Genomic DNA, 15,301 nt, shown 5'->3' with positions numbered 1-15,301 from the left:
TGGCTACAACATTCTTTTGTCATCGCGAGCGAAGCGCGGCGATCTCGGGTTTGCCTGCCAATGCCAGCAACGATTGCTTCGTCGTTTCACTCCTCGCAATGACACATAGGCGTCATTGCGAACGAAGTGAAGCAATCTGGGGTGGGTGCCCCGACAGGCTGAGATTGCCGCGTCGCTGCGCTCCTCGCAACGACATATTGGGAGGTTTTTCGCAAGATGAGGCTAAATATCGCCCTCTTCTTCGTCGTCGGCGACATCGCGCCCAAACGAACGCCACTGAGCCAGGGTCATCACTTCGGTCATCTCTAGCTCAAGGTCGTGGGCGATAATCAGCTCATTGCGCTCAAGCTGCTTTTTCAGTTCGGCTACCCAGCCGTGCATGCCCTCGCCCGTGGTATCAGTAGTGTCGTAGCCCTGGCGGGTCACAAACGCCTCCAGCAGAGCATTGAGGGTGTCCTGTGGCAGCATTCGGGCGGGTACTTCAATAAAACGGCTCATTAACGCTGCTCCCACTCTGCCAAACGTTCGATAAAGGTGGCTTCGTCCACGACTTCCACGCCCATCTGTTCAGCTTTGGTAAGTTTACTGCCCGCCGCTTCGCCTGCGACCAGGCAGGTAGTCTTCTTCGATACACTACCCGCCACCTTAGCACCCAACGCCTGCAAGCGTGCTTTGCCCTCATCGCGGGTCATACTCTCCAATGAGCCGGTGAGCACCCAGGTCTGGCCTTCCAGCGGAGTAGGGCCTTGGGTGACTTCCGCCTCCTGCCAGGTAATGCCCGCATCAATCAGCGCGGCAATGGTTTCCTGGTTGTGCGGTTGGCGGAAGAAAGTATGCACATGGGCGGCCACTATCGGGCCGACATCGTTGACCGCTTCCAGCGCTTCCAACTCAGCGGCTTGAATGGCCTCAAGGGTACCAAAGTGGTTGGCGAGATTGGCCGCCGTCGCCTCGCCTACTTCACGAATGCCTAAGGCGTAAATAAACCGCGCCAGCGTAGTCGATTTAGCAGTTTCAAGTGCGTTGACCAAGTTGGTGGCTGATTTCTCGCCCATACGCGGCAGGCTTTGAAGCTGTTCGACAGACAAGTGAAACAGCGCCGCCGGCGTTTCTACCCAGCCCAAATCAACTAACTGCACGATCAACTTTTCGCCCAAGCCGTCAATATCCAGCGCTTTGCGACTGGCGAAATGCTTGAGTGCTTCTTTACGCTGCGCCGCACAGTAAAGGCCCCCCGAACAGCGAGCGACCGCTTCACCTTCAATACGCTCGATATCCGAACCGCACACCGGGCAATGTTCGGGAAAAATGATCGCCCTGGCATCCGCTGGTCGCAGCTCGGTATGCACGCTCACCACTTGAGGAATCACATCACCGGCCCGGCGAATCGACACCGTATCGCCGATCATGACATCCAAGCGTTTGATTTCATCGGCGTTGTGCAGCGTCGCGTTAGAAACCGTCACACCGGCCACGGTGACTGGTTCCAGGCGCGCCACGGGCGTAATCGCCCCGGTTCGACCGACCTGGAACTCCACATCGTTAAGCGTGGTGACCTCTTCCTGAGCCGGATACTTGAACGCCACCGCCCAGCGCGGCGCGCGGGCAACAAAGCCAAGTTCACGCTGGTAGCGCAGGTCGTTCACCTTGATCACCACGCCGTCGATATCGAAACCTAAATCGTCTCGCCTTTCTCCTAACTGGTCACAGTAATCGGCAACGGCCTGCGGGCCTTTGACTACCTTCAATTCTGAACTGGCGCGAAAGCCTAACGTGGACAAACGCTGCATTAATTCGCTGTGCGCAGTATCCCCTAGGTCTGGCTCCAAGCGCGCAGCCTGATAAGCGTGAAACTCTAGCGGGCGCTTTGCCGTGATGCGTGGATCCAGCTGGCGCAGGCTGCCTGCCGCCGCGTTGCGGGGGTTGGCAAAGACCTTGCTGCCCTCTTGCCTGGCGCGCTCGTTCAGCGCCTCAAAGCCCGCATGGCGCATAATGACCTCACCCCGTACTTCTAACAGCGCAGGCACGTTTTTACCCATCAGCTTGAGCGGTACCGAGCGCAGCGTGCGCAGATTAGAGGTAATGCCTTCGCCGGTGCGACCATCACCTCGAGTCGCACCGCTCACCAGCATGCCCTGCTCATAAACTAACGAGACGGCCGCGCCGTCCAACTTTGGCTCGCAGGTAAACTCAAGACCGTCTGCCGTGCATTCGAGGCGTTCGGCCACCCGTTCAGCAAAGGCGAGGATATCGTCACGGCTAAAGGCGTTATCCAGCGACAGCATGGGGATAGCGTGGGCCACCGATGGAAAGCCATCCGCAGGGGCAGCGCCCACACGCTGAGTGGGTGAATCGGGAGTGACCAACTCCGGATGCTCAGCCTCCAACTGCTGTAAACGCTGAAATTTACGATCATAGTCGGCATCCGTCAGCGTCGGTTCATCCAGCACGTAGTAACGGTAGTTGGCCTCGTCCAGTGCGGCCCGCAGTTGGTTAATCTCTTCCAGAGATTGAGAATCAGACTGACTCATTGGGGTGGGTTCCAGTACTAGCTAAAATCGGCAGCGAAAACGCAAAAGCTAAATTTCAAAAACATAAAAATGACAAAACGACAGCGTATTGAACAGAAACACCCGCCTCCTGGCAAGAAGGCGGGTGTTTCACAGCAAGTGCTGCTTCGTCGGTTAGTAGGCGACGATTAGCGGGCTTGCAGTTGACGATGCAGGCGATGGCGGCGCTCAAACTCACGCACCCGCTGGCGGGCAAATTCGATCGTTTGTGCGGTCATCACGCTGCGGTTTTCGTCTTTTAGCTCGCCGCCCATATGGCGAACCACCACCATGGCGGTTTCTACCATCGCCTCAAAGGCAGCGGCACTATCGATGGCGCCAGGTAGCGGCATCAACAGCGTGATACCGGGCGTCATAAACTCACCCATCTCTTCAATGGGGAAAGTACCCGGTTTAACCACATTCACCATCGAGAACTGAAGCTCACTAGCATCGCTCTCGGTTTCAAAGCGGTGGAAAACACCCATTTCACTGCTGTAGCGCAAACCGCACACCATCATCAGCTCAAGTAGTTTGGTGCCATCGAAGCCTTCTGGATCACGGGACAGAACGCTAATCACCACGACTTCTTCGGCATTGGACAGCGTCTCTTTAGCGTGTTCACCGTTCACATCATGGCGCAGAGCTTTTTCTAACGTTGGGTGTACGCGGACTCGCTCGTTCATCCCACGCTCGCCGGCCGTTTGGCCGTCATAAGCGTCTGCCTCGAAGCTTTCTTCAAAACCTTCTTCGTGGGCTGCATACTCATGGCTTGCGTAGCGACGCGCCTCTTCATCGGCAGCATGCTGCTGGGCGGCTAGCCTTTCGGCGGCAGCCGCTTCTTCACGAGCTTGGGCCTGCTCTTGAGCAAGGCGGGCACGCTCTGCGTCAGCGGCTTCTTTGGCTTCACGCTTCTGCTCTGCTTCCAGCGCTTTGCGCTCGGCCTTCTGTTGGGCCAAGGCTTGATCACGCACCGCTTTCTCAGCTTTTTTGCGCTGCTTCTCTTTACGCCGCGCAATCAAACGACGCTTCAGCGAGCGCCCCATGCCTTCAAAGTCGACCAGGCGATACTCATCAACTTCGTCATCATCCAACTCGTCGTATTCGCCCGCTGTATCAGAACGCAACTGACGCCGTTTCGGCGAATGCTCATTGGCGTGTTTAGCAAATACTGCATCTTCTGGCTCAGCCCGCAGCACAGGCTCCTGGGTGTGCTCTGGTTCCTGCTGAGTGCGAGGCTGTGCCGCCATTTCGCTGTTTGTTTCAGTGGCAGCTGCGTCACTGGCGGTGAACGAGATAGCATCTGAAGCAGCAGGTTGAGACGCTTCAACGTTCTCTTCTGCCACCGGAGAGCTAGGCGTTGCAGCAGAATACGCAGGCTGCTCGCTTTGTGGTTCCGGCTGCGAAGGTACTGTCGCCTTGACCTGCGGCCTCTCAGTTTGAGGAGAACCAGTTTGTGCAGAGTCAGTCATTGAGATACTGGGCTCGCGGCGCTCATGTTCAGTGGGCGCATTGTGGGCAGCATAACTAGCAGAAGACGTCGCCGCAGAAGTGACTGGCGGCTCTGTCTTAACGGCTACGCTTGGTGCTGGCTTAGCAACTGATGCTGCTTTATCGAGTTTATCTGCCTTATCAGCTTTGCGCTTGGCGGCTTTAGCAGAGGCGGAACGTCTAAACTCTGAAAGCACTCTAGAAGGCCCAGGATGCTCTTGACGTTCTAACTTTGGTTTATTACCTAAGCCACTATAGTCTGCGGGTTTAACAACTCGAGCACCGCCATTTGGAAGTTCCCAATTGATCTCCGCAGCTTTAGCAGCCTCCTCGGGATCATCTAGCGAACTCCCGGATAGGTCTTTCTCCGCCTGATCCAGACGGGGTACACGACGCTGCCGTTGAAGTCTTCGCACACCGTCAATAACGATGAGCGATACCAACGCCAGCCCTAAAATGATTAGCCACTCTCTTAGTTCCATGTCGAACGTTCCATGGTCGTCTTGCCGGTTGCTAAGGCACGGTGTCTAAAATGTCATGCCTGAATATAGGTAACGGCTATTGAATAATTACCTGCTATCAATAAAGCCAAGCATAGCGCGATTACTACCAAAAGGGCCAATTTTTGCTGCATTTAACGCGATTTTCACGCCATGGCAGAATTCTGCCTCTCTTTAGGCCAGAGAAATCTGACCTTAACTTCAAACAAAAGTGCCGCAATCATTAGATCTAACATCTATAAATAGCTTTATAAAGGAATCCGAGAAGCAAGAAAAGCCGTTTTGACAACCGACACACCCGCCATTGCGTATTGCCTCTATAAGCCGTTTAACCATCTCAAGCGCGCTATTAGTAGGGTTAATATAGTTAAGAAGAACGCTTTAGGACATTTTTTTACGCATTTTTCCAACAAAAAGTTTATCTACTTGGCGTTTGCCGCTTCAGCTTTGCTCACTCTACTATCGCCAATAGTGCTTTCGCTAACTCTGCTTTCGACAATAGCCTCCTTGGAAAAACGCTCTCAACAGAAGTGCTCTTCCAAGAACTCTGCTGCTTAGTCTTCGTTCTCCCAGGTCTCAATCAGAATGCTTTCACTGCTGCTTGGTAGGATAGGGAGTTAGTTTAATCGACCAGCGCCGCCGCTTCTTCAATACCCACCGAGACTAACCGCGATACGCCGGGCTCTTGCATGGTGACACCCATCAAGCGCTCGGCGGCTTCCATGGCAATCTTGTTGTGGGTGATGTAGATAAACTGAACGTTTTCAGACATCTCTTTCACCAGTCTGGCGTAACGGCCCACGTTGGCGTCATCCAAGGGGGCATCGACTTCATCCAGCATACAGAACGGCGCGGGGTTAAGCTGAAAGATCGCAAATACCAGCGACAGCGCAGTCAGCGCCTTCTCGCCGCCCGAGAGCAGATGAATGGTGCTGTTCTTCTTACCCGGCGGGCGGGCCATAATCGCCACGCCGGTTTCCAACAGATCATCGCCGGTTAGCGTTAGCCATGCAGCACCGCCGCCGAATACGCGAGGGAAAAGGGTTTGTAGCCCAGTGTTCACCTGATCAAAGGTTTCGCGGAAACGCACACGGGTTTCTTGATCGATACGCTTAATCGCCCTTTCGAGGGTTTCCAGCGCTTCGGTCAGCTCAGCATGCTGCGCTTCCAGATAATTTCGCCGCTCGGCCTGCTGGTCGTACTCCTCAATGGCAGCGAGGTTGATCGCCCCCAAGCGGCGAATTTTATCCGTGGTGCTTTCCAGGCGTTCCTGCCAACGGGTTTCCGTCGCTTCCTGGGGTAACTGTTCGGCAAGAGTCTCGACGTTATGACCAAGCTCAGCTAGCTGCTCATCCTGGGTGGTGGCTTTAAGCGCCAGCGCCTGCACGTCCATGCGCCGCTGCTGGAGCTGCTCGCGGCTCTGTTCCAGGTTGCGCTCGTGCTGCTGGCGGGCAAGTTCATCGTTACGCAGCTGTTCTGCCAGTGCCTGAGCCTGCTGACGAGTGGCGTTTAAGCGCCCTTCCTGCTGCTCGCGCTGATGAAGCAGCTCTTCAAGCTCTTCACCGGCCAGCTCGTCGGGTTCGATCAGCATTTCCCGTGACTCTTCCAGCTCGGCAATCCGCAGCGAGAGCCGCTCTTCAGAGTCACTTGAACGCGCCTGCTGTGAGCGCAGACTATCGCGCTCGGCACTCAAGCGTTCACGCTCCAGCGCCAGCGCCTGCTGCTGCGCTTTGAGCGGGGCGTGCTGCTGGGTCAACTGGTCACGCGCTTCACGCTGCCGGTTGCGCTGTTCGGCGCTGGTTTCCCGCGCTTGCGCCGCGCTTTCCAACTGTTCCATCGCCACATGCCAGCGGGCACGCTGCTCGTCGATGGTAAGCGCTAACTCCGCCTCATCTTCTTGCAGCTGGGCAAGCTCTTCATCGAGTTCAGTGGCGCGACTCTCCAGATGTTCCAAGCGCTGGGCCAGGCTGCGCTCTTTTACCGCCAGCTGTTGCAGGGTGGCGGCGTGGGCGCGCTCCTGTTCGGCCTGCTGTTCACGGGCCTGTTCCAGGGTTTCAATGGTTTCACTGGCCGCTTCACACTGCGCTTCTGCCAGCGCCAGCGCTTCTTCTTCGCTTTCGCGCTGGGCGGTCAGTTCGGCGTAGCGGCGGCGCGTTAATAGCAGCCCGTCGATACCTTCGCCGTTGGCCTGCTGGTTCAGCCAGCCGCGGCCCAGCCAAACGCCATCCTGGCTTACCACGCTTTCGCCAGGTGCGAGGTGCGCTACCTGCGCCTCCGCTTGTTCTGCCGTTTGCGTATAGTGAATGCTCGCTAACCATTCACCCAACGCACCGGCGCCTTTGACCAAGCTGTCTAATCGCTGGCCAGAGGTTGAGGCGGCGGGTGGTGTTTGATCAATCAGCCGCCACTCCGTGGCTAAGGCTTCAGGTAAAGCGGCCAGTTGGTGGCGGTTCACCAGGCGGGCATTGAGCCAAGGCGCGAGCAGCCAGGACACCAGCGTTTCCCAGCCGGGCTCAACCTGCAGTGCTTCGCCCAGCTGAGGGGCATCCGCTAAACCATACGCTTCTAAGGTCGTGCCAATAGCAGGATCGTGATCCACCAGGGCGGCATCAATCAACGCTTGAAGTGAGGCCAACTCACCCTGGCGCTGACTGAGTTCAGCGCGCTGATTGTCCCGCGTCTGAGTAGCCTGCTGGTAGGCTGCTTTAGCATCGCCGTAGCGCTGCTGCCATTGATCCCGCTGGGTTTGAAAACCTTCCGACTGCTCCTCGGCCTCGGTCAACTGCGCCTGGCACACAGCGTGCTCTTCACGCAGCGCGGTGAGATCGGCTACCTCGCTGCGCTGCTGACGGCGGCGCTGATTTTCCGCTTGTAAACGTTGAATACGCTGTTCAAGGTCGCGTAACTGATCCTGGCTGCGATCCGCATCGCGGCTGGCATCCCGCCAGCGGGTTTCGGCATCGGCCCACTGCTGCTCGGCGGCTTCCAGCGCGGGAGATGCGTCGGCCAACGCCTGCTCCAGGCTTTCGAGCTGCTCCTCCAGCGCTTCGTGTTCGGGGAGCAGATCCTCAAAGCGCTCGTCAATGGCGGCTAAACGCTCCTGATCGCCTTCGCTAACGCGGCGCTGCTCGTCCAATTCGCGCCGAGCCGTGGCGATGTCGCTGGCCAGTTGGGTTTCACGGCTACGCCGGTGGGCCTGATCCTGTTCTAAACGGGCGATGCGCGTAGTGGTTTCAAAGAACTGCTGCTGATGGCGATCGAGCACCTCAGAAAGTTCGTCGTGCTGCTCCCGGGCCTGCTCCAGGCGGGTTTCGCACTGACGGACACCGAAGACATCTTTTTCTACCGCTATTTCCAATTCGCGAACGCGGCTCTCTTGATGCGATTGCTCGGCACGCAGGGCGCGCCCGCGCAGCAGCGCCAGCTCGCCCTTGAGCCGATACTCCTGTTCCTTGAGATCCTGATAGCGCTTGGCGGCTTCGGCCTGACGTTTGAGGCGCTCTAGCTGTTTATCCAGCTCTTCGCGAATATCGTCCAGACGCTCCAGGTTCTCCTGGGTTCGCCGCATGCGGTTTTCGGTTTCCCGGCGGCGCTCTTTGTACTTGGAGATACCCGCGGCCTCTTCAAGCGTTGAGCGCAGATCGTCGGGGCGGGCTTCGATCAGCCGCGAGATCATCCCCTGGCCGATAATCGCGTAGGAGCGCGGCCCCAGACCGGTACCCATAAACAGGTCGGCGATATCGCGCCGACGGCATTTCTGGCCGTTAAAGAAGTAGTTGGATTGTCCGTCGCGGGTGACTAGACGCTTAACGGCAATTTCCGCGTACTGAGCGTAAACGCCGCCCATGCTGCCATCGCGGTTGTCGAACTTGAGTTCTATGGACGCCTGGCTGATTGGTTTACGACCGGTGGAGCCGTTAAAGATAACGTCGGCCATGGATTCGCCGCGCAGGGTTTTGGCGGATGACTCCCCCATTACCCAGCGCACGGCGTCAATAATATTGGATTTACCGCAGCCGTTGGGGCCTACGATGGCGGTCATATTGCCATCAAAGGGCACCGTGACGGGATCCACAAAGGACTTAAACCCGACTAAGCGAATCGACGTTAAGCGCATACCGAAACGGCGTTCCTGTTGCGATTATTCAAAGACACGGTTAATCACCACTTCGGCCGCTTCGTCGTCTTCAATTGGCCCGATGCTGACGCTCTCAAGGTCACCAAACAGATCCCCGGGCTGGGGCGCTGCTTGGCCAGAAGGAGAAACACGCACCACTAAACGGGCTTCCTGTACCTGGGATATTTGCGCCTGGGGAGACATCGCGACACTGTTATCTAGCGTCACGGTCATAGGCAGCTCGGATACCTGTGCCCGCACCACGGCCAGGGGCGGTAACTCGCCCTCAATATCGCGGGCGGTAATAAAGACGCTGGCATCGCCATCTACGCGCCCGACGAGCTCCTCATCCAGCGAGACACGCACACGAATGCCGGTGCCCTCGGTGACGGCTTCTTCGGGTTCAATACCCAATCGCTCCTGAGCCACGCGAATGCCGTCGCGTAGCGAGGACACAGTGTTGGGATCCTCGATATTGGCAATCGCCCGGCGCCAGTGGTCAATAGCCTGCTCGTAATCGCCGTTGTCGAAGGCATTAATGCCCAGCAAGCCCAGCACGGTGGGCTGGCGGGGATCCTGCTCCAACGTCTCGTCGACCAACGCTTGTACTTCGTCGGTAAGCTCGCGCTCAGCCATAAAGAAACGAATTTGCGCCAACTGCGCAAGCAGCGGTGGAATGCGCCCTTCAATCTCGATCAGGCGCTCCAGGGCGTCCACGGCCTTGGGCATTTGTCCGGTTTCACGGTAGAGCGGAAACAGCTCGCTCCACACATTAGGGTTATCCGGCTGGCGTTCGGCCTGCTCCTCCATGCGCTCGATATACATGGCAAGCGATCCATCAGGGTCGTTCTGCACTTCTTGCTGCACGGCCAGTAGCACCAGGTCGCCCTCAGCGCCCTTTTGCTGATACCAAATAACGCTAACAGCGACCACAGCGAGCATCACCACAGGCACGACAATACGGCCGGCGCTGGCAGCCTTTAGCGGCCGACGCTCGCGAAAAGCAGTGTCTTCCAGCAGGCTGCGCTCGAGTTCCAGCCGGTCTTCCTCAAAGCGTGCGGCATCTATGTCGCCGCGTTCAAGAGCCGCTTCCAGTGACGCCAAGCGGCGCTTGAAAATCGCCACGTTCTGCTCGGCGGAGGTGTCGTTGGCTTCAAAATCGCGCTGCTGGTCATGCAGGGCACGCGCGTTTCTTAGCGGCGAAACCAGCAGCCACAGCGCGGGGAGCAGTAGAATGGCAATGGCTATCCAGAGCAGCGTCATGAAGACCCCTTACGGTTAGTCAGCGCGTCTATGCGCTGGCGTTCTTCGGCGCTCAACGCTTTAGCAGAGGCGTTACGGCGGGCGCGAATCATCAGCACAACCACCATCGCACCTAGCAACACCAGGGCGATGGGCAAGCCCCAAAGCAGGTAGGTACGGCTCTCTAAACGCGGGTTGTAGAGAATATATTCACCAAACCGCTGCACCATATGGTTGATAATTTCGATATCCGACTGCCCGTCTTGCAACAGTTGATAAACCCGCTCACGCATATCTGCCGAAATGGGTGCATCGGAATCGTTTATGGCTTGGTTTTCACACAGTGGGCAGCGCATGGAGGCGGTTAAATCGTGATAGCGCTTCTCCATGACCGGGTCGTCAAATTCGCGCAGTTCGATACCACCTGCCGCTGCACCAAACGCTATGACCAGCAGTAGTAGCGCTGCCATGGTTCGCATTAGCGCCATTTTTCCACCTCCGGAAGAATTCGCTCGCGCACGTCTTGCGGTGATACGTAGCCTTTATGGTGATAGCGAATGACCCCGTCGGCATCGACCAGGAATGTCTCCGGGGCGCCGTAGACGCCAAGATCAAACCCTAGCTCGCCTTCCGGATCAAAAATATTAACTTCAAACGGATCGCCAAATTCGCTGAGAAACTGCATGCCTTTCTCGCGGGTATCGCGGTAGTTGACCCCGACCATGCGAATGTCGTTATCAGCCAGTTCCAGCAGTTGCGGCATCTCCTGCTTACAGGCCGGACACCACTCGCCCCACACATTCACCAACGTCACCTCACCCTTTAACAGCGTTTGGTCAACGCGGCGATTCTCATCACGCAGCGTGCTGGCTTCAAAGGTCGGGAACTCCCGCGCCATCAGCGCTGAATCCCGCTGGGAGGGGTCTAGCGAGAGGCCTTGGTAAAAGAACAGCGCCAGGGCTAAAAAACACACCGGCAACAGTAATAGCAGTAGCCGTCGCTTCATGCCGTGGCCTCCCGTGCGCCATTTTGAGTACTGTTCTGAGTACTATCATCCTGGCTAGCCACTTTGGGCGCTTCACGGGTGGATGCGGTACGGCGGTAGCGCTTGTCGAGCACCGCCAATACACCGCCAAACGCCATTAGCAGTGCGCCCAGCCAGAGCCAACGGACGAACGGCTTATACTGCACCCGCATTGCCCAACTGCCATCGCCCAGGTTCTCACCCATGGCGACATAGAGGTCGCGGAACAGCCCTGGGCGCAGGGCCACTTGCGTCATCGGCATACCGGTGGCCAGGTAGAGACGCTTTTCGGGCCGCATGGTAAAGCTGCTGCCTGAGTCGCCGCGCTGCACTTGTAGAATCGAGGTGTCCGCCAGGAAGTTAGCGCCACGACGCTCGGTTAACTCGGTCATGGTGAACTGATAGCCCGCGACTTCGACCGTGGTGCCCGGCGACATGCGCACGTTGCGCTCAATGTTGTAGTTGGACACTACCGTCACGCCGACGATAGTGACCGCAACACCTACGTGCCCCAGCACCATGCCCCAATAAGCCAGGGAGAGCTTACGAACACCGGCCAAAAACGAACTGGCGTGGCGGGTTTTATCGAATACATCGCGCACCATCGGCAGCACAATCCAGAGTGCAGAGACAATGCCCAGGGAGACAAACAGGTTCCACTCGCCACGGTACAGCAGCGGCATTAATATGCCGATCACCAATGCGGCCACACCGGCTAACCACAGTTTACGAATCAGATCGCGTGCCGCCATGCTCTTCCAGCGCGTTACCGAGCCAAGCCCCATAAAGATACACATCAACACGGTAAGCGGCACAAACAGGGTATTAAAGTAAGGCGGGCCCACGCTGATTTTCCCCAGCCCCAGAGAATCCAGAATCAGCGGATAGACGGTACCCAGTAGCACGGTGACGGTCATAATCACCAGAAAGATATTATTAACCAGCAGCAGCGCATCCCGGGAGAGCCAGTTAAAGCCTACTTTATGACTCACCCGCGGCGCGCGTAGCGCAAACACCAGCAACGACAGCGTTACCGTAATGGCCAGCAGCATCAGGATAAAGAAACCGCGGGCCGGGTCGTTGGCGAACGCATGCACCGAGGTCAGCACCCCAGAGCGCACCAGAAAAGTGCCCATTAGCGACAGCGAGAAGGTCGAGATCGCCAACAGCACGGTCCAGCTTTTAAACGAGCCGCGCTTCTCGGTGACCGCGAGTGAGTGAACCAGTGCAGTTCCCGTCAGCCAGGGCAGCAGTGAAGCGTTTTCGACCGGATCCCAGAACCACCAGCCACCCCAGCCAAGCTCGTAATAGGCCCACCAACTGCCTAACGCGATACCCACGGTCAGGAATGCCCAGGCCAGATTCGTCCAGGGCCTTGCCCAGCGCGTCCAGGCCGCGTCTAAACGACCGCCCATCAGCGCTGCAATGGCAAATGCAAAGACCACGGAAAAGCCCACATAGCCCATGTAGAGCATCGGCGGATGCACCACTAGCCCGAAGTCTTGCAACAGCGGGTTAAGGTCGGCGCCATCCTGGGGCATACCGGGCAGTAGCCGCTCGAAGGGGTTCGATGTCATCAGAATAAACAGTAAGAAGCCGACGCAAACCATACCCATCACGCCCATTACTCGCGCGACCATATCCCGCGGCAGGTTGCCGGTAAACAGGCTGGCCGCACACCCCCAGCCCGCGAGCATAAAGCTCCACAGCAGCACCGACCCTTCATGGTTGCCCCACACCGCGCTGAACTTGTAGTACCAGGGCAGCAGCGAGTTGGAGTTGTTGGCCACGTTCGCCACGCTAAAGTCGTCCAGCATATAGCTGGCGGTCAAACAGGCGTAGGCAATGGCAATGAACACAAACTGCCCCACCGCCATGGGCTGACCATAGGCCATCCACAGCGGGCGCCGGGTGGCCGCACCGGCCAGCGGCATCACGGCCTGCACTGCCGCCATCAGCAGCGCGATAATGAGGGCAAAGTGGCCAATTTCAGGAATCATTTTGATAAACATGTGCGCTCCGAACCAGCACTGGCGGTAAGGCAAGGCGGTTAAACTGTGGGTCTTAGTATTCGCTTGCTTGGGGTACGCCTTCTTCGTCCAGGCGTTTACCCACTTCCGCGGCTTTGGCCTGGTAGTCGGCTGGCGAATAGCCCGCCTCTTCAAGTGCCTGGGCGACTTCAGGGGGCATATAGTTCTCATCGTGGCGCGCAAGCACTTTATCGGCGTACAAACGACCATCGGACTGAAGCTCTCCGATCACTACCACGCCTTGGCCTTCGCGGAACAAGTCGGGCAGGATGCCGCTGTAGTAGACCTCCAGGTCATCAACGTAATCGGTGACGACAAACTCGACGTCCAGGCTCTCGGGGTCACGGGATACTGAACCCTCTTTCACCATGCCACCGGCGCGAATCTGCCGCTCCATGGGCGCGTCGCCCTGGGCGATCTGTACCGGGCTGAAAAACAGATTGATGTTAGCGCGCAGCGCGTACAGGGTCAGCCCCACGGCAATCGCGGCCAGCGACACAAGGCCCAGGATAATAAAGAGTTTCTGTTTACGTTTAGGCGTCATTGGGCGTTTCCCCTTGCGCTGTTTGCGCGTCTTGCACGGCGTTTCAAGCCTTTGATCAATTGGCGCTGTTCAGCACGCGCATGCCATACGGTGGCGAGCAGCAGTAGCGCTGTCACGCCCCAGGCAGACCACACATAAGGCGCGTGACCACCCATGGCGAGAAATTCGGAAAATGAGTCAAACGCCATTAGCGAGCCTCCTCTGCCGGTACTTTCACCACTTGGCCGGTCACCAATTCCTGTACCCAGCGTTTGTTAGCTTCGCGGCGCAAAATTTCACTGCGTGTGCGCATCAGCGTTAAGGCAATGAAAAAGCAGTAAAAACCCAGCACCATAATGACCAGAGGCAGCCACATTTCAGTAGGCATGGCCGGGCGCGAGGTCAGCGTAAATGAAGCGGGCTGGTGCAGGGTGTACCACCAGTCCACCGAGTATTTGATGATGGGAATATTGATCACCCCCACCATGGCCAGCACCGAGGCTGCCCGTGAGGCGCTATCGCGGCTGGTAAAAGCCCCACGCAGAGCAATTACGCCCAAGTACAAAAACAGCAAGATCAGCATTGACGTTAGCCGTGCATCCCACATCCACCAGGTTCCCCAAGTGGGCACACCCCATACGGCACCGGAAAACAGCGCGACAAAGGTCATAGCTGCGCCAAGAGGCGCCATCACCGCCGCCGCCATATCGGCGACTTTAATTTTCCAGACCATAAACACCAGGCCGGAAACCGCCATGGCAATGAAGATAGACTGAGCCAAAAAGGCCGCCGGCACATGGACGTAAATAATTCGGAAGCTATTACCCTGCTGGTAATCCGCTGGCGCAAACGCCAACCCCCACAGCGAGCCAGTGACGATCAACAGCGCCGCCGCGGCCCAAAACCAGGGCTGTAATTTGGCACTAATGCCGTAGAACCACTTGGGTGATCCCAGCTTGTGTATAAAGGCCCACATAGCGTGTCCCGTCCTTAACCGTTAATACTGATACGCAGCGATGCGGCAATCGCCCACGGCGCCAACATGAGTGAGGCAGCGAGCAGCGCGCCCAGGATAGCCAGGTGTGCGGAGACACCCTCTCCAAAAATGGCCGCCTGCACCGCGCCTGCGCCAAAAATGAGCACCGGGATATACAACGGCAGCACCAGTAGCGAGAGCAGCACTCCACCCCGTGCCAAGCCAACGGTTAACGCCGCACCGATGGCGCCAATCAAACTCAAGCTTGCCGTACCCAGGGCAAGCGACAGCGCCAGCACGGCGTAGCTGCCCGCCGGCAGCGCCAGCATAATACCCAATATCGGCGCCATCAGCGCCAACGGTAGGCCTGTCAGCAGCCAATGCACGGCCACTTTGGCCAAACTTAGCGCGACTAACGGCTGCGGCGCCAATAGCAGTTGCTCCAGACTACCGTCGTCATAATCGCTACGAAACAGGCTGTCTAATGAAAGCAGCGCGGCTAACAAAGCTGCGACCCACAGCAAACCTGGAGCAATCACCGCTAACAGCTCAGGGTCGGGCGAAATAGCGATCGGGAACAGCGTGATCACCAGGGCAAAAAACACCAGTGGATTGAGCACTTCGCCACGACGTCTCAGCAATAGCGTTAAGTCACGCACGAGCGTGGCCTTCACTGCGGTCATTAACCCACCATTATGCTCACGCAGTGGCACTGCTGAAACCTGTTGGGTGGTCTCCGAGCTTTGTGAAGAGCTATTTGAAGAGCCATGTAAAGAGCTGTGCAACCCTTTCTCCTCTACCATACAAGCATCGGTGCCCAGTGGAGGTTTCCGCGAGGGCGCTGTAAAC

Annotated in this window: 12 protein-coding genes; all 12 read right to left on the bottom strand. The window is 57.4% G+C overall.

Annotated elements, in window-relative coordinates; all coding sequences use genetic code 11:
• Positions 1-222: 222 nt before the first annotated feature.
• Entirely contained in the window at positions 223-498 is a 276-nt protein-coding gene (locus ACW17M_RS11530) for a YheU family protein (RefSeq protein ID WP_027957343.1), read from the bottom strand.
• Positions 498-2,531 (bottom strand): NAD-dependent DNA ligase LigA, encoded by a 2,034-nt coding sequence (gene ligA / locus ACW17M_RS11525; RefSeq protein WP_457547419.1) that lies wholly within the window; start codon positions 2,529-2,531, stop codon positions 498-500. The genes ACW17M_RS11530 and ligA overlap by 1 nt, the downstream gene beginning before the upstream one ends.
• Positions 2,532-2,698: 167 nt before the next feature.
• On the bottom strand, positions 2,699-4,522 hold the full coding sequence (gene zipA, locus ACW17M_RS11520) for a cell division protein ZipA (protein ID WP_457547418.1): 1,824 nt from the start codon (positions 4,520-4,522) through the stop codon (positions 2,699-2,701).
• Between the two features lie 640 nt (positions 4,523-5,162).
• On the bottom strand, positions 5,163-8,657 hold the full coding sequence (smc, locus tag ACW17M_RS11515) for a chromosome segregation protein SMC (RefSeq protein WP_457547417.1): 3,495 nt from the start codon (positions 8,655-8,657) through the stop codon (positions 5,163-5,165).
• A gap of 24 nt (positions 8,658-8,681) precedes the next feature.
• Positions 8,682-9,920, bottom strand: a complete 1,239-nt coding sequence (gene ccmI, locus ACW17M_RS11510; protein ID WP_039858736.1) for a c-type cytochrome biogenesis protein CcmI — start codon at positions 9,918-9,920, stop codon at positions 8,682-8,684.
• A complete protein-coding gene (locus ACW17M_RS11505) occupies positions 9,917-10,387 on the bottom strand; it encodes a cytochrome c-type biogenesis protein (protein ID WP_039858734.1) in 471 nt (156 codons plus the stop codon). Before ACW17M_RS11505 ends, ccmI begins: the two co-directional genes overlap by 4 nt.
• Complete coding sequence (locus tag ACW17M_RS11500) at positions 10,378-10,905, bottom strand: DsbE family thiol:disulfide interchange protein (protein ID WP_041157622.1); 528 nt, start codon at positions 10,903-10,905, stop codon at positions 10,378-10,380. Before ACW17M_RS11500 ends, ACW17M_RS11505 begins: the two co-directional genes overlap by 10 nt.
• Positions 10,902-12,935, bottom strand: coding sequence for a heme lyase CcmF/NrfE family subunit (locus ACW17M_RS11495; RefSeq protein ID WP_022519954.1), 2,034 nt, complete (start codon positions 12,933-12,935; stop codon positions 10,902-10,904). The genes ACW17M_RS11500 and ACW17M_RS11495 overlap by 4 nt, the downstream gene beginning before the upstream one ends.
• A gap of 52 nt (positions 12,936-12,987) precedes the next feature.
• Positions 12,988-13,497, bottom strand: a complete 510-nt coding sequence (gene ccmE / locus ACW17M_RS11490) for a cytochrome c maturation protein CcmE (protein WP_027957351.1) — start codon at positions 13,495-13,497, stop codon at positions 12,988-12,990.
• Positions 13,494-13,685 (bottom strand): heme exporter protein CcmD, encoded by a 192-nt coding sequence (gene ccmD, locus ACW17M_RS11485; RefSeq protein WP_022519956.1) that lies wholly within the window; start codon positions 13,683-13,685, stop codon positions 13,494-13,496. Before ccmD ends, ccmE begins: the two co-directional genes overlap by 4 nt.
• Positions 13,685-14,452, bottom strand: a complete 768-nt coding sequence (locus tag ACW17M_RS11480; protein ID WP_009286787.1) for a heme ABC transporter permease — start codon at positions 14,450-14,452, stop codon at positions 13,685-13,687. The genes ccmD and ACW17M_RS11480 overlap by 1 nt, the downstream gene beginning before the upstream one ends.
• A 14-nt stretch (positions 14,453-14,466) precedes the next feature.
• Positions 14,467-15,135: a heme exporter protein CcmB gene (ccmB, locus tag ACW17M_RS11475; RefSeq protein WP_223828158.1), complete on the bottom strand. Its 669-nt coding sequence runs from the start codon at positions 15,133-15,135 to the stop codon at positions 14,467-14,469.
• Positions 15,136-15,301 lie beyond the last annotated feature (166 nt).

The organism is Vreelandella sp. 2A-K22 (assembly GCF_054065485.1).
This window is presented reverse-complemented; position numbering and strand designations above follow the sequence as displayed.

Excerpts from the sequence above, each read along its gene's own strand:
- ACW17M_RS11530 (WP_027957343.1), bottom strand. The coding sequence starts at position 498 with ATGAGCCGTTTTATTGAAGTACCCGCCCGAATGCTGCCACAGGACACC.
- ligA (WP_457547419.1), bottom strand. The coding sequence starts at position 2,531 with ATGAGTCAGTCTGATTCTCAATCTCTGGAAGAGATTAACCAACTGCGG.
- zipA (WP_457547418.1), bottom strand. The coding sequence starts at position 4,522 with ATGGAACTAAGAGAGTGGCTAATCATTTTAGGGCTGGCGTTGGTATCG.
- smc (WP_457547417.1), bottom strand. The coding sequence starts at position 8,657 with ATGCGCTTAACGTCGATTCGCTTAGTCGGGTTTAAGTCCTTTGTGGAT.
- ccmI (WP_039858736.1), bottom strand. The coding sequence starts at position 9,920 with ATGACGCTGCTCTGGATAGCCATTGCCATTCTACTGCTCCCCGCGCTG.
- ACW17M_RS11505 (WP_039858734.1), bottom strand. The coding sequence starts at position 10,387 with ATGGCGCTAATGCGAACCATGGCAGCGCTACTACTGCTGGTCATAGCG.
- ACW17M_RS11500 (WP_041157622.1), bottom strand. The coding sequence starts at position 10,905 with ATGAAGCGACGGCTACTGCTATTACTGTTGCCGGTGTGTTTTTTAGCC.
- ACW17M_RS11495 (WP_022519954.1), bottom strand. The coding sequence starts at position 12,935 with ATGTTTATCAAAATGATTCCTGAAATTGGCCACTTTGCCCTCATTATC.
- ccmE (WP_027957351.1), bottom strand. The coding sequence starts at position 13,497 with ATGACGCCTAAACGTAAACAGAAACTCTTTATTATCCTGGGCCTTGTG.
- ccmD (WP_022519956.1), bottom strand. The coding sequence starts at position 13,685 with ATGGCGTTTGACTCATTTTCCGAATTTCTCGCCATGGGTGGTCACGCG.
- ACW17M_RS11480 (WP_009286787.1), bottom strand. The coding sequence starts at position 14,452 with ATGTGGGCCTTTATACACAAGCTGGGATCACCCAAGTGGTTCTACGGC.
- ccmB (WP_223828158.1), bottom strand. The coding sequence starts at position 15,135 with ATGACCGCAGTGAAGGCCACGCTCGTGCGTGACTTAACGCTATTGCTG.